General features: G+C 72.6%; 15 protein-coding genes. 4 read left to right on the forward strand and 11 right to left on the reverse strand.

Annotated elements, in window-relative coordinates:
* Positions 1-60 precede the first annotated feature (60 nt).
* Positions 61-1275: a Gfo/Idh/MocA family protein gene (locus NE358_RS14815; protein ID WP_499318015.1), complete on the forward strand. Its 1215-nt coding sequence runs from the start codon at positions 61-63 to the stop codon at positions 1273-1275.
* 44 nt (positions 1276-1319) lie between these two features.
* Complete coding sequence (locus tag NE358_RS14820; RefSeq protein ID WP_289939714.1) at positions 1320-2324, forward strand: sugar phosphate isomerase/epimerase family protein; 1005 nt, start codon at positions 1320-1322, stop codon at positions 2322-2324.
* A gap of 245 nt (positions 2325-2569) precedes the next feature.
* Here the strand turns inward: NE358_RS14820 and NE358_RS14825 are convergent, their stop codons facing one another.
* From NE358_RS14825 to NE358_RS14850, 6 genes are read right to left on the reverse strand one after another with little or no spacing between them, the layout of a single operon-like run.
* A complete protein-coding gene (locus NE358_RS14825) occupies positions 2570-3952 on the reverse strand; it encodes an alkaline phosphatase family protein (protein ID WP_116239419.1) in 1383 nt (460 codons plus the stop codon).
* Positions 3949-5112: a metabolite traffic protein EboE gene (eboE, locus tag NE358_RS14830; RefSeq protein WP_289939717.1), complete on the reverse strand. Its 1164-nt coding sequence runs from the start codon at positions 5110-5112 to the stop codon at positions 3949-3951. The genes NE358_RS14825 and eboE overlap by 4 nt, the downstream gene beginning before the upstream one ends.
* A 2-nt stretch (positions 5113-5114) precedes the next feature.
* Positions 5115-5999, reverse strand: coding sequence for a TatD family hydrolase (locus tag NE358_RS14835; protein WP_289939720.1), 885 nt, complete (start codon positions 5997-5999; stop codon positions 5115-5117).
* Position 6000: 1 nt separating this feature from the next.
* Entirely contained in the window at positions 6001-7719 is a 1719-nt protein-coding gene (locus NE358_RS14840) for an EboA domain-containing protein (RefSeq protein WP_499318018.1), read from the reverse strand.
* Complete coding sequence (locus tag NE358_RS14845; RefSeq protein ID WP_289939724.1) at positions 7716-8582, reverse strand: SCO3242 family prenyltransferase; 867 nt, start codon at positions 8580-8582, stop codon at positions 7716-7718. The genes NE358_RS14840 and NE358_RS14845 overlap by 4 nt, the downstream gene beginning before the upstream one ends.
* The gene (locus NE358_RS14850) at positions 8579-9778 is read right to left on the reverse strand and encodes an inositol-3-phosphate synthase (protein ID WP_289939726.1); all 1200 of its coding nucleotides are present in this window, start codon (positions 9776-9778) and stop codon (positions 8579-8581) included. Before NE358_RS14850 ends, NE358_RS14845 begins: the two co-directional genes overlap by 4 nt.
* Positions 9779-10073: 295 nt before the next feature.
* Here NE358_RS14850 and NE358_RS14855 point away from each other — a divergent pair, with 295 nt between their 5' ends.
* Complete coding sequence (locus NE358_RS14855) at positions 10074-10811, forward strand: ferritin-like domain-containing protein (protein WP_289939728.1); 738 nt, start codon at positions 10074-10076, stop codon at positions 10809-10811.
* A gap of 94 nt (positions 10812-10905) precedes the next feature.
* Here NE358_RS14855 and NE358_RS14860 read toward each other — a convergent pair whose 3' ends face one another.
* Positions 10906-11877, reverse strand: coding sequence for an acetylxylan esterase (locus tag NE358_RS14860; protein WP_289939730.1), 972 nt, complete (start codon positions 11875-11877; stop codon positions 10906-10908).
* Entirely contained in the window at positions 11874-12872 is a 999-nt protein-coding gene (locus tag NE358_RS14865; RefSeq protein WP_103208331.1) for an acetylxylan esterase, read from the reverse strand. Before NE358_RS14865 ends, NE358_RS14860 begins: the two co-directional genes overlap by 4 nt.
* 47 nt (positions 12873-12919) lie before the next feature.
* On the opposite strand from NE358_RS14865, the gene NE358_RS14870 reads away from it, so the two are divergent.
* Positions 12920-13714, forward strand: coding sequence for a DeoR/GlpR family DNA-binding transcription regulator (locus tag NE358_RS14870; RefSeq protein WP_115917053.1), 795 nt, complete (start codon positions 12920-12922; stop codon positions 13712-13714).
* Between the two features lie 44 nt (positions 13715-13758).
* Here the strand turns inward: NE358_RS14870 and NE358_RS14875 are convergent, their stop codons facing one another.
* From NE358_RS14875 to NE358_RS14885, 3 genes are all read right to left on the reverse strand, one after another.
* Positions 13759-14652, reverse strand: a complete 894-nt coding sequence (locus NE358_RS14875) for a LacI family DNA-binding transcriptional regulator (protein ID WP_103208326.1) — start codon at positions 14650-14652, stop codon at positions 13759-13761.
* 85 nt (positions 14653-14737) lie between these two features.
* Complete coding sequence (locus NE358_RS14880) at positions 14738-16993, reverse strand: FAD-dependent oxidoreductase (protein WP_103208324.1); 2256 nt, start codon at positions 16991-16993, stop codon at positions 14738-14740.
* Between the two features lie 65 nt (positions 16994-17058).
* A complete protein-coding gene (locus NE358_RS14885) occupies positions 17059-18879 on the reverse strand; it encodes a BNR-4 repeat-containing protein (protein ID WP_289939737.1) in 1821 nt (606 codons plus the stop codon).

Raw genomic sequence — 18879 nt, forward strand, 5'->3', positions numbered from 1 at the left:
CGGGGCGTCCGCGTTCATCGCGGGCGCCCCGTCCCTCGTCCCCCAGAGAAAGACCTCATCGTGACCCAGCCCCTTCGCATCGCCATGATCGGTGCGGGATTCATGGGCGCCGCGCATTCCCAGGGATGGCGCGTCGCCCCTCGTTTCTTCGACCTCCCCCTCGCCCCCGAGATGAGCGTGCTCGTCGGGCGCGACATCGCCCGCACACGGGCGGCCGCCGACACCTGGGGCTGGCTCGAGAGTGCGACCGACTGGCGCGAGGTCATCCACCGCTCCGACATCGACGTCGTCGACATCGTGACGCCCGGCGACTCGCACGCCGAGATCGCCATCGCCGCCCTCGCCGCCGGCAAGCACGTCATCTGCGAGAAGCCCCTCGCCAACACCGTCGACGAAGCCCGCCGCATGGCCGAAGCCGCCGCGGCCGCGTCCGCCAGCGGCATCCGTTCCATGGTCGGCTTCACCTATCGGCGGCTTCCGGCCACCACCTTCGCTCGCGACCTCGTCGCCGCCGGGCGCCTCGGCGACATCCGCCAGGTGCGCGCCGAGTACCTGCAGGACTGGCTGAGCGACGCCGAGGCCCCGCTCACGTGGCGCCTGCAGAAGGACCGCGCCGGCTCCGGTGCCCTCGGCGACATCGGCGCCCACGCCGTCGACCTCACCGAGTTCATGACCGGGCAGCGGGTGACCCGCGTCGCCGGCATCCTCGAGACGATCGTCGCCGAGCGTCCCGTCCTCGCCTCCTCGTCCGGCCTCTCGGGGTCGGCGGGCACCGAGCGCGGATCCGTCACCGTCGACGACCTCGCCCTCTTCACCGGCCGCCTCGAGAGCGGCGCCCTCGCCTCGTTCGAGGCCTCGCGCTTCCGCCTGGGCCGCAAGAACGCCCTGCGCATCGAGATCGCGGGTTCGCTCGGCTCCCTGTCGTTCGACCTCGAGAGCCCGAACGAACTGCAGTTCTACGACGCCACCGCACCGTCCACCGAGCAGGGTTTCCGTCGAATCCTCGTCACCGAACCCGAGCACCCCTACGTCGCGGCGTGGTGGCCCACCGGCCACATGCTCGGCTACGAGCACGGCTTCTCGCACCAGGCGAAGGACTTCGTCGAAGCTGTCGCCGCGGGCACCGCACCGACCCCGTCGTTTGCCGACGGCCTGCACGTGCAGGAGGTTCTCGACGCCGTCGCACGCAGCTCCGAGAGCGAGGGCGTGTGGACCGGGGTCGACGCCGATCTCGCCGCCGCCCGTGCCGCCGACCGCGCGTTCGCGGCATCCTGAACCCGATCCCGCACCCGCACCCGCACCGACGAAAGGACGACGCGATGACGCGACCGATCACTCTCTTCACCGGCCAGTGGGCCGATCTACCCTTCGAGGAGGTGGCCCGTCTCGCCGGCGAATGGGGCTACGACGGCCTCGAGATCGCCTGCTGGGGAGACCACCTCGACCCCTGGCGCTGGGACGACGAGGCCTACGTGCAGGACAAGCTCGCCGTCCTCGAGCGCAACGGCCTGAAGGTCTGGACCATCTCGAACCATCTCAAAGGACAGGTGGTCTGCGACGATCCCATCGACCAGCGACACCGCGACATCGTCTCGGACCGCGTGTGGGGCGATGGCGACCCCGAGGGCGTACGCCAGCGCGCCGCCGAGGAGCTGAAGAACACCGCGCGCCTCGCCGCCAAGCTCGGGGTGAAAACGGTCACGGGCTTCACCGGATCGAGCATCTGGAAGTACGTCGCGATGTTCCCGCCCGCCACCGAAGCGATGGTGGATGCCGGCTATCAGGACTTCGCGGACCGGTGGAACCCGATCCTCGACGTGTTCGACGAGGTCGACGTCCGATTCGCCCACGAGGTGCACCCCTCGGAGATCGCGTACGACTACTGGACGACGAAGCGCGCGCTCGAAGCCATCGGCCACCGCGCGGCGTTCGGGCTGAACTGGGACCCCTCGCACATGGTGTGGCAGGACATCGACCCGGTCGCGTTCCTGTGGGACTTCCAGGACAAGATCTTCCACGTGCACTGCAAGGACACCAAGAAGCGACTGGGCAACGGCCGCAACGGACGTCTGTCGTCGCACCTGCCGTGGGCCGATCCGCGACGCGGCTGGGACTTCATCTCGACCGGCCACGGCGACGTTCCGTGGGAGGACGCGTTCCGCATGCTGAACGCGATCGGCTACGACGGGCCGCTGTCGGTCGAGTGGGAGGACGCGGGCATGGACCGCCTGATCGGAGCGCCCGAGGCGCTCGGCTTCGTGCGGAAGCTGTCGTCGTACGAGCCCTCCGGGGCGGCGTTCGATGCGGCGTTCAGCCGGCGCTGACCCGGGGGGGGATCGGTCGGAAGCGAAACGAGGGGCCGGATGCCATGGCATCCGGCCCCTCCGCATGTGCGGGCCGTCCCCTTCGTCGAGGCGGACGCGCGGATCGCGCGACCCGCGGGGCGGCAGGGTCGCGCGCCACCGGAACAGCGGGATGCCACCGGAGCAGGACGCATCCGCCCCGAACGACCGGTTCTCGGCGCATCCCTGTTCTCGATGCACCGCCCGCGCCGCAGGCAACCCCCGCGTCAGACGCCCAGCCCGCGCAGCACCAGGTCGCGCACGCCCGCGGCGGGGAGCGCCTCGGTGTCGGGCAGCAGGCCGGCGTCGCTCGTGACGAGCATCGGCCCGTCGCGGCGCGACGACGACAGGCGCCCATGCGTCCCCCGGACGCACGACGGATCGAGCGGCACCGTGCTCATCGCGTAGCGCAAGCCCAGCCTCTTCTTCACGAGGTTCGCCCCGGCCTTGGCCTTCGCGAGCCGGTCGGCCGGGTCGAAGAACAGCTCGGCGGGGTCGTATCCCGGCTTGCGGTGGATGTCGACGCCCCGGGCGTACTCGGGCGCGCGGTCGTCGTCGAGCCAGAAGTAGTAGGTGAACCACGCCCCGGGCTCGGCCACGACGACCAGTTCGCCCGACCGCTCGTGGTCGAGGCCGTACCGCGCCTGCGCCTCGCGATCGAGCACCTCATCGACGCCCTCGAGCCCGCGCAACAGTGCCGTGACGCGCGGGAGGTCGGCGGCATCCGGAACGTACACGTGAGCGACCTGATGGTCGGCGACGGCGAAGGCCCGTGAGGTCCAGGGGTCGAGCTGCTCGCGACCGTCCTGCACGTAGACCTCGAGCAGCCCGTCGCGGCGGAGGGCGCGGTTGATGTCGACCGGTCGGGACGCCTGCTCGATGCCGTACTCCGACACCGCGACGACCGTGTAGCCGCGCTCGGCCGCGTCGTCGAGCAGCGGGGCGATCGCGTCGTCGAGTTCGCGGGCCGCGCGGGCGGCTTCGGCGCCGTTCGGCCCGAAGCGCTGCAGGTCGTAGTCGAGGTGCGGCAGGTACGCCATCGCCAGGTCGGGCGCCGGACCCCACCGCTCGGTGATGACGCCGCGCGTCGCCTCGGCGAGCCACGCGCTGCTCTGGATGGTCGCGGTCGGCCCCCAGTACTGGAACAGCGGGAACTCCCCCAGCGCCCCCACGAGCTGGTCGTGCAGGGCCGCCGGTCGCACGTAGGCGTCGGGGCTCTTCCGCCCGTCGGCGTGGTAGATCGGGCGCGGCGTCACGGTGATGTCGGTCGTCGCCCCCATCGCGAACCACCAGCCGAGGTTGGCGGTCGTCAGCTCGGGGCGCGAGCGGCGGGCGGTCTCCCACACCTTCTCGCCCGCGACGAGCTTGTTGTGCTGGCGCCACAGCAGCGGGTCGCCGAGACCGCGGAAGTGCCAGCCGTTGCCGACGATCCCGTGCTCGCGCGGCATGGTGCCGGTGAGCATCGTCGATTGCACGCTGCACGTGACGGCCGGGAGGATCGTGTCGAGTCCGAGGTGGCCGCCCGCGCGACCGAGGGCGGTGAGCCGGGGCATCGCGGCGAGCGCGCGCGGCGTGAGCCCCACGATGTCCAGCAGCAGAACCTTGCTCATGCGCGGCTCCTTTCGTCGGTTCCGGATGCCGGGACCCCGGCGACGGCGCGCGGCAGGTGCGCGTGCACCCACCGCAGTTCGGCGGCGATGCCGCTGACGAGCGTCTCGGGCTGCAGGTCGTCGGGCAGTACTGACCAGGTGTAGGTCTCGACGTCGAGGTGCGCCGCGTCGCCGTGGGGCGCCGCGAGGACCGCATCGACGGCCGCGAGAAGCACCTCGGTCGTGGCGCGAAGCGGCGGTGCGGGCCGGGCGTGCAGGGGGATGTGAACGTGCACGCGCCACGCGCGGTCGGTCGGCCACGGGTCGGTGGCGTCGAGCACCTCGGGCAGGTCGTCGGCCCGCCGCGTGCCCCCGGCCTCGCGCACCTGGTGCACGTAGCGTTCCTCGGCGAAGGGCCGCAGCGCCTCGGTGGTGCGGGGGTCGGCGGGGTCGGGCACCTCGAGGGCGACCGAGGCCTGCACCTTGACGATCCGGATGCCGGCGGCGGTGGCCGCGGCGACCGCTCCGGCGGGGTCGGCGAACGAGACGGCGAGGTGGCAGGTGTCGAGGCACAGCCCGAGGCGCCCCTCGTGCGTGAGGTGCGGGCGCGCGTCGAGCCACGCGATCACGTCGGCGACGTCGTCGAGGATGCAGCCGGGCTCGGGCTCGATCGCGACGCGCACGGTGCGGCCGGTCTCGCGTTCGAGGGCGGCGAGGCCCTCGACCAGCCGCTCCAGGTTGTCGTGCGCGGCGCGGTCGGCCGCGGCATCCCACCCTGTTCTCCACCCGAGCGGGAGCGTCGAGATGCTCCCCTCGCCCCCGTCGGGGAGCAGGGCCGCGAGGGCGCGCGCGCAGTCCAGCGTGTACCGCAGCCGCTCGGGCGTGGTCCAGTCGGGGCGGTAGACCGCGAGCTTGACGACATCATCGTGGAACCCGCGGTACGGGAAGGCGTTCACGGTCCGCAGCTCCAGACCGTTGCGCTCGAGGGCGTCGGCGAGGACCGCCCGTGCCTGCGGGTCGCCGGAGAGGGCGGATGCCACGCCCACCGGCATCCACAGTCCGACGCCGAGGCGGTCGAGGCCCGCCGCCCGCCGGATCGGGCCCGCGTGCTCGTCGAGCTGGCGGACGATGCCCGGGAGGTCTTCGGCGGGGTGGACGTTGGTGCAGTACGACAGCTCCACCCTCAGGCCCCCTGGCGCGACGCCATGCCGCGCAGCACCGAATTGCCCTCGAACAGCTCGGGGCCCTGGTTCGCGGGGGCGAAGCCCTCGATCGGGTCGGTGTTCACACGGCCGCTCTGCGCGTAGAAGTCACGGGGGTTGCGCCACAGGACGCGGTCGACGTCGTCGTCGTTGAAGCCGGCGTCGAGCATGGCGAGGCCCGTCTTCGCGGTCTTGAGCGGGTCGGAGCGGCCCCAGTCGGCCGCGGAGTTGACGATCACCCGGTCCAGGCCGATGCGCCGCATGATCGCGACCACGCGCTGTTCGTCCATCTTCGTGTCGGGGTAGATCGAGAAACCCATCCAGGCGCCGCTGTCGGCGACCGCGTCGACGCAGGTCTCGTTGAGATGGTCGACGAGCACACGCTCCACCGCGATGCCCGACTCGGCGACCACGTCGAGCGTGCGCTGCGTGCCGACGGTCTTGTCGCGGTGCGGGGTGTGCACGAGGACGGGGAGGGCGAACTCGATGCCGAGAGCGAGGTGCTGACGGAGGATCTCGTCTTCTTCGGGGGTCATCGAGTCGTACCCGGTCTCACCGACGGCGACGACCCCGTCCTTGGCGAGGTAGGTCGGCAGCTCGGCCATCACCTCGCGGCAGCGCGCGTCGTTCGCCTCTTTGGGGTTCAACGCGATCGTGCAGTGGTGGCGGATGCCGAACTGCGCGGCGCGGAACCTCTCCCACCCGATCAGGGCGTCGAAGTAGTCGAGGAACGACCCCACGCTCGTGCGCGGTTGACCGAGCCAGAACGCCGGTTCCACGAGCGCGCGCACGCCCGCGTCGTACATGGCCTCGTAATCGTCGGTGGTGCGCGCCGACATGTGGATGTGGGGGTCGAAGATGCGCATGTCAGGCCCTTTCGCGAGCACGCAGGAGGAGCAGGTCGTCGGGCACGGGCCGGCCCGCGGCGCGACGCTCGGCCGCGAAGCGCTCGGCCATCGCGGCGAGTTCGTCGTCGGCGCGGACCTCCAGGCCCGAGACGACGGAGAGGGGGATGCCGAGGAACACGCACTTCAGCACGCCGTGGCGCCACGCGTGATCGTCGAGGTGCTCCGCGGCGAAGGTCCCGAGCGCGGCGGCGACGAGCCGGGTGTCGTTGGCACGGAGGGCGTCGACGACCAGCTCGAGACCGGCTTCGCGCCACGCGGCGGCGGGTGCGGCGAGCGCGTCGAGTCCGCGCAGCACGCCGCGGCGTTCGGCGTCGTCTCCGCGTCGGTACAGCGCGACCGCCACGGCGGGGTCGGCGCCGCTGTCGGCCAGGGTCGCGATGATCGCGGCGCGCGCGGCATCGTCGGCGGTCGGCGCGAAGGGCTCGGCGGAGAGGGGGTCGCGCCCCACCTCGCGCCCCGCCGAGGCGAACAGGTGCGGGGCGCGGGTGGCATCCGTCCGTATCTGCTCGATGGCGCGGGTGGTCCAGGGGTGTGCCGGCGGGGCCGCGGGTCCGGGAGCGGAGGAGATTCCGGGGGCGGAGGGCTCTGCGGAGAACCGGGGCCCTCCCCCGGCCGAATCCCCTCCCCCCGCAGCCCCCGCGGGACCCGCCCCCGGAGCGGAGGAGATTCGGGCAGCGGAGGACTCTGCGAGGGACCGGGGCCCTCCCCCGGCCGAAACTCCTCCCCCCACAGCCCCCGCGGGACCCGCCCCGGGAGCGGAGGAGATTCGGGCAGCGGAGGACTCTGCGGAGGACCGGGGCCCTTCCCCGGCCGAATCTCCTCCCCCCGCAGCCCCCGCGGTGGCCGTTCGCTCCGCCGCCGCGACCAGCGCCGCCATGCTCGCGCGGGCCAGTTCGGGGGCCGCGTGCGCGTGCCGCGGCAGCTCGACCGCGATCACTCCGGCGTAGTCGATCTCGCGCAGCGTCGAGAGGGCGGCATCCAGATCGAGCTCACCCTCGCCGAAAGGCAGGTGCTCGTGCGCGGCGGGCAGCATGTCGTCGGCTTGGACGTTGCGCAGCAGCCCGCCCGCGGCGCGCAGGGCCCCGACCACTCCCGCCGGCTCGACGACCACGCAGTGCCCGAGGTCGACGGTCAGGCCCAGGTTCGCGGGGTGGCCGAGGCGAGCGCGGAGCGCGAGAGCATCGGCCACGGTCTCGACGAGCATGCCGGGTTCGGGCTCGAGGGCGAGGGTGACGCTCGCGTCGGCGGCGAACGCGGTGAGCTCGAGCAGACGCTCCTCGAGCAGCACGCGGGCCTGATCGACCGAGACGTCGTCGGGCACGACTCCGCTCCACAGCGACACGCAGTCGGCATCGAGGACCGCGGCGATCTCGATGGCCCGGCGCAGGAAGGCCATCCGCGACCCGGCCTCGCGGTCGACCAGGGTCGGCCGGTGTTTGCGCAGCGGGTCGAGAAGGTAGCGGGCCCCCGTCTCGACGACCACCCGCAGGCCGCGGCGACGCAGGTCGGCGGCGAGCGCCTGGGTCTGCGCGCGCCAGTCGGCGGCGAAGGGGTCGAGGTGCGGGTGACCGAGCGTGAGGGCCACGGCGCCGTAGCCGTGATGCTGCAGCACGTCGAGAGCGGCGGGCAGCGGGTGGTCGGTGAAGCCGTTGGTGCCGTATCCCCAGGTCCAGCTCATGTGATGTCTCCCGTCGATCGGCGGCGGCCGAGCACGCGGCCGAGGGTCTCGACGCCCAGCAGGGCGGCGGTGGCGAGCGGCGAGCCCGCGCGGGCGGCGAGGGCCGACTGCAGGGGGACGACCGAGCGGATGCCGGCGCGGGTCGCGTCTCGCGCTTCGGCGGCTCCGGGCCGGCGGGCCACGCGCAGCTGCCCGGGGAGGACCGCGGCGAGGTAGCGAGCTGCCCCGAGGAGGGCGGCGGGGCGGTTTCCCCGACCGAGCAGACCGGATGCCGCCACGGCGACGCTCACGGCCACGGCGGCGCGCCCGGTGTTCACGGTCGATCCGTCGACCTCGCCCCGCGAGATCGCGGTGACGGCGACGGTGTGCGCGGCGACGGCGCCCGCGGGAACCAGCGCCGAGCGCCACCCCGGGCCCGCGGCGCCCATCATCACGTCGAGCCCCCGGCACGCGGCCATGACCACGGGGCCCGCCGCGGTGGGCTTGAACACGGTGTCGTACGCCCACAGCGCCCCGGCGAGAGCGATCGCGGCCAGACCCGAGGAGCGACCGGCGACGAAGGCCGAGCCGACGCCCAGAACGGTGAGTCCCGCGCCGACCGCGAGGGCGCGGTCACGGCTGATCCGCCCCGAGGGAATGGGGCGTTCCGGGCGTTCGAGCGCGTCGAGGTCGGCATCCGCCCAGTCGTTCAGGGCCATGCCGGCGCTGTACAGGCAGACCGACGATGCCGCGAGGGCACTGATCCGCAGGGGAGCGGCCGCACCCGGCCCGCGCGCACTCAGCGCCCCGACGAGTGCGTCGCCGAGGACGGTGAGCGAGGCGGGGGCGCGGACGAGGTCGAGGTAGTCCGCGGCCCGGGTCACGGTGCGGCGACCCGAGCTGCCGCGACGGCGGCGGCGGTCTCGTGCACCCACGAGATGAAGCGGGCGGTCTGCTCGCCGAAGCCGTGGACGTCGCTGCCCCACGGGTCTTTGAAGAAGCAGCCGAGGGCGGTGACGACACCGGCGTGGCCGGCGCGGGTCGCGAGCGACAACGCGCGGACGAGGTCGATGACCAGGGGCGCGGCGAGAGCGGAGTCGTACGCGCTCCACGTGGTCTGCAGCGTCACGCGGCTGCCGAGGAAACCGGTCGCGCTGACGTGGTCCCACGCGGTCTTGACGTCGCCGAGGTCGGGCACGTTGTCGATGTGCAGCGGGGTCACGACGTCGTCGCCGACCAGGGCGTGCAGGCCGCGGTTCTTCGACACGAGTTTGGAGCGCACCGCCTCGGGATCGGCCAGGGTCGCGCCGTCGCCGCCGCCGAGCAGGTTCGTGCCGGCCCAGGACTGCACGCGGAACCCGCGGGCCGTGAACATCGGGGCCAGCACCGTGCGCAGCAGCGTCTCGCCGGTCTTGCCGTCCTGACCGGCGTAGGCGATGCCCGCGCGTTCAGCGCGGTCGCGCAGGACGGGGAGGTTGAGGGATGCCGAGGGGGTGAAGGCCGCGTAGGCGGCTCCGGCCGCGATCGCGGCGAGGGCGGCGCGCGAGCTGGGCGGCAGGACCCGCACGCCCGGCGTTGTGAGAGCCGTCTGCAGCAGCTCCTCGTCCTCGAATCCCGGGTGGTAGGGCGGCAGGGGCTCGGTGGACGAGACGTCGATCACGACGACCTCGCGCAACTCGTAGCGCTCGCGGAAGTCGATGATGTCGGCCGCGAGGAGGTCGATCTCCTCCTGCTGGGTCGCCGTCATCGTGGGGACGGGGCGGAGGTTCTGCTCGGTCTCGCGCAGGCGCTCGACGACCCGATCGACGAGTGCCGCGGGGAACATGCCCCCGGCGGCGAGCTGCCGCGCACGCTCTTCGAGCGGGGTGGTCGCGATGTCGTGTCCGCCGACGACGATGTCGGCGATCGCGGGGAACTCGTCGACGCGCACCGCGTCGGTCTCGGTCGTGAGGCCCACGGGGGTGGCGGCCCCCGTGGCGAGGGCGTGGATGCCGAGGGTCGCGGTCGTGGCGAGGGAGCCTCGCGCACCGATGAACCAGGCGCCGACGTCGGCGGTGCGGCGGGTGTCCGAAGTGTTCACGTGGGGGTCCGTTCTTCGTTGAGGGACGTCGATTGCCGGGCACGCGCGACGGCGCGACTCCGCGGGTGGGAGGTGTTCGGGTGGGACGCTCCCGTGGGGGGAGGGGGGCGGCCCGGGGGTGATCGAGGGGGGACTCGTCGTCGAGGTGTCCTGGTCCTTCCGACAGTAGTGAGGCTTTTGCAGAAAGGCAACCAAAAGTTGTCGCATCAGGGCGCAATATTCGAAGCCAATTCGACGCCGGCCGCGGGGCGCATGTCGAGGCGGACCCGCGAGCCTCGCCTGCGACACTGCTCTCATGACGGCCAGCGACGACACGACAGCGCCCGACACCGAGTTCGAGAAGTGGGTCACGCACTTCACCTCGAACCGTCGACGGCACGACGCGATCGAGGCGGAGATCGACGGGGAGACTCCCGCTCGCCTACCGAGCGAAGTCCGGGCCGCCCTCGTGCGGTCGTTTCAAAGATTCGAGCTGGGTGAGGGTGGCGACGGGCTCCATCTGCTCCGCAAGGCAGAGGGCTGCGGTCCCGCCCAACGGGAGGCCCTGAGGCTCCTGGTGGCGGAGGAGCAGGAACACTCGGCGCTGTTCCGACGCGGCCTTCGGCACCTCGGGGCCGGCACGTTGACCGCTCATTGGTCCGACCTCGTCTTCACGCGGTTTCGGCGCGCGCTCGGGCTGCGCACCGAGCTGGCCCTGTTCCTGACGGCTGAAGCCGTCGCCATGCCCTACTTCGTCGTCCTTGCGCGTTCCGGGCCCGACCCCGTGATCCGCGGAATCGGCACGCGCATCGCGCGGGACGAAGAGCATCACCTCGCTTTTCAGATCGCTCAGCTCCGGGGAGGGCTCGCCTCCCTCGCGACACCCGTGCGGGCGCTCGTCCTGCTCCTGTGGTGGGTGGTCGCCGTCGGAGCGGCGACCGTCGTGGCCATCGACCACGGATCCGCTCTGCGCGCGTGCGGCCTCCCCGTGCGGCGCTATTGGGGAGCAGCGCTGCGCTCTTTCCGTCGGGCCGTCGAGGCGACGGTGTCCTGAGCGGCGGCGCCGGTCACGCCCGCTGGTCTCGAACCCGACTCTCGTCCCGCGTCACTGTTCACTCCGCGCCGTCGCAGCGCTCCGGGGCGCCGCATCAGCCGTGCACGGCGAGCGCGCGCAGCACCTCGAGCTGGTGCACCGGACCGCCACCCTCGTGGCCGTTCCACGGGTAGACGCGGATGCTCTTCTCACCCGCGTAGTGGTTGTACGCCGCATACACGGTCGACGGCGGGCACACGGCATCCCGAAGCCCGACCGAGAACAGCGCGGTGACATTCGCCCTCGCGGCGAAGTTCACGCCGTCGAAGTAGGAGAGCGTGCGGAAGACCTCCTCTTCCTGCCCACGCCGGGTCTGCAGGTAGGTGACGATCTCGCTGTAGGGCGCGGCGTCGGTGATCGCGACGGCCCGACGCATGGCGCTCAGGAACGGGAAGTCGATCGCGGCGAACCGCAGCCCCTCGCTCAGCGCCGTCGCGGCGAGGGCGATGCCCCCACCCTGGCTGCCGCCCCACACGCTCACGCGCGTCGCATCGATGGCCGGGTGCGCGCGCACGGCGTCGATCGCGAGCACCGCGTCGCAGAACACGCGCCGGTAGTACGAGCGGGCGGGGTCGTCGAGGCCCTCGGTCACGCGACCGGCGACGTGCGGACCGCCGCCCACGGGGTCGGCGGTCGCACCGGGGAGCGCCCCGCTGGTCTGGCCTCGCGTGTCCATGACCATCACCGCGAAGCCGGCGGAGGGCAGGAGCGTGTGCTGGTGCGCGAGGCCGCGGCCCGAGTTGTAGCCGATGTACTGAACGACGCACGGCAGGGGGCCCGAGGCCCCGCGCGGGCGCAGCAGCCACGCCCGCACCTCGTGTCCCGCGAACCCCGCGAAGACGACGTCGTCGACCTCGACGCCGAGCACACCGCTGTCGGCGGCGTCGACCGGGGTGAATCGCGCGGGCCATGCCGCCCTGCGCGCCTCGGCGAGCGTCTCGGTCCAGAACCGGTCGAAGTCGACGGGCTCCTCGCGTTCCGGGCAGAACGCCTCGAGCTCGGCCAGGGGCAGATCGAACTGGGTCACGGGTTCTCCTTCTCCCCGACGAGGCGCGAGAGCACCCCGTCGATGTGAGCGCGCGTGGCGGCGAAAGCCCGTATCCGGACCTCGTCGAGACCGGCGTACTCGCGATGGCCGTAGGGCTGCACGTCGAGCTCGAGCTCGGCCCCCGGCGCCTCGTCGATCGCATTCGCGACCGCGAACTGGCCGGGCGGGGGAACGTGGCGGTCGCGCAGCGCGCACTCCACGCGAACCGGCACGCGCAGGAAGGTCGCCGCCGTCGAAGCGTCGAAGAAGCGCAACACCTCGCGCGCCTCGGGGTGGGTGGCGACGTGGGCGCGCACCCGCTCCCCGCTGCCCTCGCACGGCAGGCGCAATCGCAGGTCGTACTGACCGAAGCTCGGCACGATCAGCGTCGCGCCGACGAATCTGTCGTCCCACGGCAGGGCCAGCGCGCCGATCCCGCCCCCGAAGCTCTCGCCCACGTAATACAGGGGAACGGACCCGGCGAGCGCCCGCAGCGCCGACCCGGCGTGCCAGAGGTCGACCGCGCACCTGCCGAGGACGTACTCCTCGATCGAGTGGATGCCGTGGAGCACATGCCCCTCGGCGGGCGTCGGCGCCCCGAGACCGGCGTTGAGCACCCCTTGCCCCCGGGCGACGGGGAAGAACACCGCCGCATCGTCCGGGACGCGGTCGACGTCGGGCGCCTCTCGACCGCCGTAGCCGTGGCCGTGCACGATGCCCACGCGGGGCGGCACCCCGTCGACGGTCGTAGCGAACCACCCGCGCAGGCGCAGGCCGTCGGCGACGGTGTGCTCGACCAGGAACAGGGCACGGCCGGCGACCCGCCCCAGGGGGCTCATGCGGGGGTCGGGGTCGACCCGCATCGCCTCCGCCGCCCAGGCCCGCCAGCGCTCGGCGAATCCGACGGGCGGAGCGACCGGTGGCACCGCGCGCAGGGCCGGCAGCTCGAAGCCGTAGGCTCCATCGCCCGCGGGATCGGCGATGACGCCGTTCACGAGCGGACCGCCGTGGAAGACTGGAGGCCCGAACGAGAGGAGCGATCGTGCTCGCCGCCGAACGCCGATCCCGCCTCCTGGCCGAGGTCCGCCGCCAGGGCGCCGCCGCGGTCCCCGACCTGGCCGTGACCCTCGGCGTCAGCGAGATGACCGTCCGGCGCGATCTCGACGTGCTGGCCGCCGACGGCCGCGTCGACAAGGTGCGCGGCGGAGCCCGCAGCCCGCAGCCCGGAATCGGCGGCTCTCGCGACCTCGCCACGCAGGCCCGCCGCAACGGCGACGGCAAGCGTGCCATCGCCCGCCGCGCCGCCGAACTCGTCGAAGCGGGCATGTCGGTGGGTCTGGGCGGCGGATCCACGACCTGGGCGCTCGCCCGCGAGCTGCGCGGGATCGACGACCTCACGATCGTGACGAACTCGCTGCCCGTCGCCGACGTCTTCGCCCGCCCCGACCGGGCGGACGAGCCCTACACCCAGACCGTCGTGCTCACCGGCGGCGTCCGCACCCCGGCCGACGCGCTCGTCGGTCCGGTCGCGGTCGCCTCGCTCGAGCACCTCCATTGCGACATCGTCTTCCTCGGCGTCCGTGGGATCGACCTCACCGCGGGGTTGACGACCTCGAACCTGCTCGAGGCCGAGACGAACCGCGCGCTGGTCGCTGCGGGGGCCCGGGCGGTCGTGCTCGCCGACCACACGAAGTGGGGGGCGGTAGGACTCACCACGATCGTCGACCTGAACGAGGTCGACCTCGTCGTCACCGACGCGGGGCTCTCCCCCGAAGCCGAAGAGACGCTGCGCGCGCACGTCGCCGAGCTCTGGGTGGCCGCCGACGGCGACGACTGAGACGCGCCCGCGTCCTCGAGAAGACCGGGCGGCGACAGCCGAGCTCACCGCGCCGTGCTCGCTCGCGCGATGACCGTGGCGTCGACCACGATGTGCCGGACCGGGACGTCGGCGCCCGGGCGAGCCGCCATCTGACGCTCGAGCTCGGCGAACGCCGCCTCGACGATGCCGTGGTCGTCGGGGGCGACCGACGACAGCGCCGGCACCGAGAACTGCGCCGCGTGCACGTTGTCGATACCGATCACCGCGACATCGCCGGGCACCGCGAGCCCGCGCTCGTGCAGCGCCGCCAGCACGCCGAAGGCCACGGAATCGTTCGAGCACACCACGCCGTCGAAGGCGATGCCGGAGTCGTGCAGACGCCGCAGCGCCTCCGCACCCTCTTCCGAGGTGAAGGCGTCGACCGGCACGATCAGGCCGGGCTCGTCGGCCAAGCCCAGGCGCGACACGGCGTCGCGGTAGCCGGCGAAGCGTTGGTCCGCGGCATCCGAGGGACGGGACACGCGAGGACCCAGGAAGGCGACCCGACCGCACCCGGAGGAGGCGAGGTGCGCCGTCGCCAGGTCCGCCGTGCGACGGTTGTCGATCGAGACGTGGGTGAAGGGGCTCACGGCGATGTGCTCGCCGAGCAGGACGAGGGGGCCCGGGTCGGTGCGCCGCGTCAGGTCTCCGACGGTCAAGGACCGAGGGATGTGGATCAGGCCGTCGGTCGCCGGGAGCCCCACCCCGTTCGCGACATCGATCTCTCGCTGGTGGTCGCCCTCGGTCTGCTGGATGAGGATCGACAGCCCGCGCGCCTCGGCGCCGCGTGCCAGCAGGGTCGTCAGCTCGGCGAAGTACGGCTCTTCGAGATTCGGCACCGCCAGCGCGACGATTCCCGTGCGCTCGCGACGCGACAGGGGGGAGATCCGCCGCGTCGCCGAGGGCGTGTCGGTCATGGCGGGGCTCCTCGTCGAGGACCGGGCGGCGCTCGCGCGCGCCGCGGGGCGGTCTGTTCTGGGGGCTACGGTATCGCGCGGCATGTCACTCCTGAACACGGAAGGCCACGATGCGGGCCTCCGGCGCGCCGTGGGTCGCCGTCACCACCACTCGCGCGGCGCTGATCGCGCCGAGCCCCTCGGGGAGCGGGTGCCGGCGGCGGCGACGTCTGTTCTGCGTCACCACCGCGACCTCGACCCATTCCTGCGCCCCGGCCGTCTGCGCCTCGACCCGGTAGGCCTCGACGAGCGAGGGCATCACGAGGTGGGGATCGCGATGGTGGTGGAGGGTATTGAGCTCGACGTCGGGGTCGTCGTCGAAGACCAGCACGACCTCGCGCGCGACGACCGGCTGCTCCCAGTCGAGACGGAGCCACGCGTCGCCCTCGGCCAGAGGAGCCGAGGCCCAGAGGTTCGGACCACCGAAGGGACGCTGGTAGCCGCCGACCGCACGCTCGGGCGCCAGCGCCTCTGACGGCGTGGGCACGCGGAACTGCACCGACCGCCCCCGCAACGGCTTGGTCGGCCACTGCACGAGCAGCTCGTCGAGGCTCACCTGGACGTTCTGGTCGTCGGCATCCGAGGTGTGGACGAGGGTCAGGATGCCGGGAGGAAGCTCGTCCGACACGAACACGCTCACGCCGGGTCGGGCGCGCACGACGACGACCGCGTTGGCCGGGGCCTGCGGCTCCCACCGCACCGGGGCGTGCACCCACTGCGCCTGGCCCGCGGTCACGGCGACGGTGACCGCGTGCTCGAGGTGCTCGGGGACGACGTTCTGCGGGAGCCCCGTCGACCACACCTCGACCTCGAGATCGACGTCGTGCTCGGCGGTGACCCGCAGGTCGAAGCCATCGAGACGCGGGTGCACGGGCACGACGATGCCGAGGTCGTGCTCGAGCGGATGGGGCCGGACCGAAGCCGCCTCGCTCGGTCCGAGACCCGCGCGCACGCCCGAGGCCGTCACCCGCGCCGAGGCGGCGAGGTTCTGCGGGTCGGTGTCGGCCACGCCGATGAGCGGGGCGTCCTGTCGCAACAGCAGCTGCCGGAGTTCTTCACGGTGATTCTCGTAGAGCCCGCGGGGGCTCGTGTGATGAGCGAGGGCGAGGGATGCCGCGGTCCCCGCCGCCTCGCCCATCGCGGCGCACGTGGCCATGACGCGCGCGGCGCCGAACGCGATGTGGGTGGCCGAGACGTCGCGCCCCGCCATGAAGAGGTTCTCGACGTCGGCGGAGTAGAGGGAGCGGAACGGGATCTCGAAGACGCCGTTCGAGAAGCGCTGCACGGCGCCCGCACCGGTCGAGTACATCCCTTCTTTGGGGTGCAGGTCGATCGACCAGCCCCCGAAGGCCACGCCGTCGTCGAAGCGCGTCTGCTCGATGATGTCGCGCTGGTGCAGCGTGTAGTCGCCGACGAGGCGGCGGTACTCGCGCTTGCCGGGGACGTTGCCGATCCACTCCAGGTCGAGGTTGTCGGCGTCGAACTCGCCCGAGTTCTTGATGTGGTCCCAGATGCCCAGGATCACCGAGCGCAGTTCGTCGCGGATGCGCTCGTTGTCGTGCACGATGTCGAGCTCGCCGCCCCACTCGATCCACCAGTAGTGCGCTCCGCTGTCACCGCTTCGGATGATGCGCGACGACGGGATCGGGGTCTCGAGGATCGACTTCGCCGAATCGGGTGCGACGAAACGCACCGGATGCCCCACGTCCTTCGTGTAGAACAACAGCGTCGAGCCGAGGAAGGTGCGCTCGGCCTCTTCCGGCGCCCAGTCCTCGTCGAACTCCACCCGCGACTCCTTGCCGAGCCGCGCCCTCGCCCCGGAGAGGTGGCCGACGAGTCCGTCACCGGTGCAGTCGAGGAAGACCGGGGCGACGAAGCGCGTCTCGGTCTCGGCTCCCATGGTCCATCCCGTCACCGACTCGATGCGGCGCGCACCCTCGGGGCCGGTGGCGGCCACGTCGCGCACGTCGGTGTTGAGGTACAGCGAGATGTTCGGCTCGGCACGCACGGCATCCAGCACCACGTCGTCCCAGTGGATGGGGTTGCCGTCGGGGTTGCGGTACTGGTTCTCGAGGTACAGCTCGCCGATGATGCCGTTCTCGCGCGCCCACCGCTGATTGCCGTGCGCGGTCGCCCCGCACACCCAGACACGGACCTCCGACGAGGAGTTCCCGCCCAGGACCGGTCGGTTGTTGATGAGGGCGACGCGCCGGTCGAGCCGGGCGGCGGCGATGGCGGCGGCGACTCCGGCGAGTCCTCCGCCGACGACGACCACGTCGTAGTCGGCCGTGTGTGAACGCATTCTGCGGGTGTCCTTCCTGGGGACGCGGGGGCGTCCGAATGTGATGCGGCGAGAGGTCGACGGGCTCAGTCCACGGCGATCGCCTCGATCTCGAAGACCCGGGCGACGTCGGTGGTGGATGCCGACGGGTCGCTGATGAGCAGCCGCACGCCGTCCGCGACGACGCCGCCGGCCGGAACGGTCACGAGGCGCTGCGTGTTCGCGGTGACGGAGCCGAGACTCGTCCAGCCCGTGGGGGTGTGCACCTGCACCTCGAAGGAGCGCAGGACGGCGGCGGAGCCCGAGTCGGCGCTGTAACCGCTGCGCACGCGCACCTCGTCGAGCGTCGCCGGCGCGGTCAGGCTCAGCGAGATCCACGGAGCGGTGTCACCGACCGCCGAGATCCACCGGCTGGCGTCGCTGCAGACGCCGTCGACGGCGAGTGCGGGGCCGGTGTCGGCGCGCAGGCTCGACGAGGCGGTGGCCGTCGCGCCCAGCGCGACGTTCACGCCGCCCGGGTCGTCGCGGAGGTCCGAGACGAGGGTCGACAGCGAGGTGGCGGGACCGACGGCCGCGTCTCGAGGAACGACGGCGCGGGCGAGACGGGCGGGGGCCGCCGCAGGAGCGGAGAGGTAGACGACGTCGGCGTCATCGGTCGATCGCGTCTGCGCCCGCAGGCGCTGCTGACCCAGACGGGACTCACCGACAGCGGCATAGGTCCACGCGGCGGCCGCGTCGGCGCGCTCGGCGACGATTGCGCGGCTGCGCACCTCGCCGCAGACCTGGGCGGTCACGACGGTGTAGAGCCGCGTCGTCGACCCGGCGCGGGTGAGGTCGACGGCAGCCGACGTGGCGACGCCGTCGCCGAGGGCCGCGGAGTCCACGACCTTCTCGTCGATCCAGGACGATCCGTCCCACCGCACGAAGCGGGCGTCGTAGGCCGTGCGGTCCTTCTCGACGAAGCGGTAACCGATGCCCGCGAGAGCGGAGCCGTCGAGGGCGAGCTTCGCTGACTGCACCGCCGGGGTGTAGCTGCGGATCGTCTCGCCGGTGAGGAACGGTCGCCAGACGATCGCGCCCGTCGAGGCGGGGGTGATCGGGCCAGGGACCGTGGCGCCGGTAGCGTCCGCGAGCGACCCCGTCGCCGGATCGTAGACGGCGTACGAGCCGAGGTGGCGCGCGGGGTCGGCGGGGAACGGACCCCACTCCCACAGCACGTGCACGCGACCGTCGGGCGAGACCTCGAGGTCGTCGGGGTAGAAGGAGTAGCCCTTCGCCGCGGCGATGGTCGTCTCGCGCCCCCATGAGCCGGCATTCCGGTCGTAGTGGTAGAGCACGCCCTCGCGCGCACCGTCGGCATCCGTCCCGGTCCGCACCAGCACCCACGCGTCGCCGTCGGCTCCGCGGGCGGTCACGGGGTAGGTGATGTCGACGTCGAGATCGGGCATGGTCGAGGTGCGATCCACCATCGTGCTCACGTCGCCCGCGGTGTCGGAGCGGAAATAGTTCCACTGCTCGTTGTGCATCGAGACGAAGGCATGGATGACCCCGTCACCGTCGACGACGATGGAGGGCTGGTTGTGACCGTTGTCGTCGACGAAGGTGACGCACGCCGCTCCCGGGGAGGTGCGCAGGCACCCCTCGGCCCACGTGCCGTCGGCCGCACGCGAGGCGAGATGCACCTCGTGCCGCGCGGCCTGGGCCGCGGGGGCGTTGAAGGCGAAGTAGGTCACGTCCCCCACGACATCGAGGGGGTTCCACCACGCCGCCTGGTTCGACGAGTCGACCGCGAACGGGAGCTCTTCGACCGTCGGCACCCCACCGACGGCGTGTGCCGACGGCGCGACGACGAGCCCGAGGGTCAGCGCGGCGATCGCCGCCGCGCTCCCTCCGCGCAGAAACCGCAC

Source organism: Sphingomonas sp. G5, from assembly GCF_052660795.1.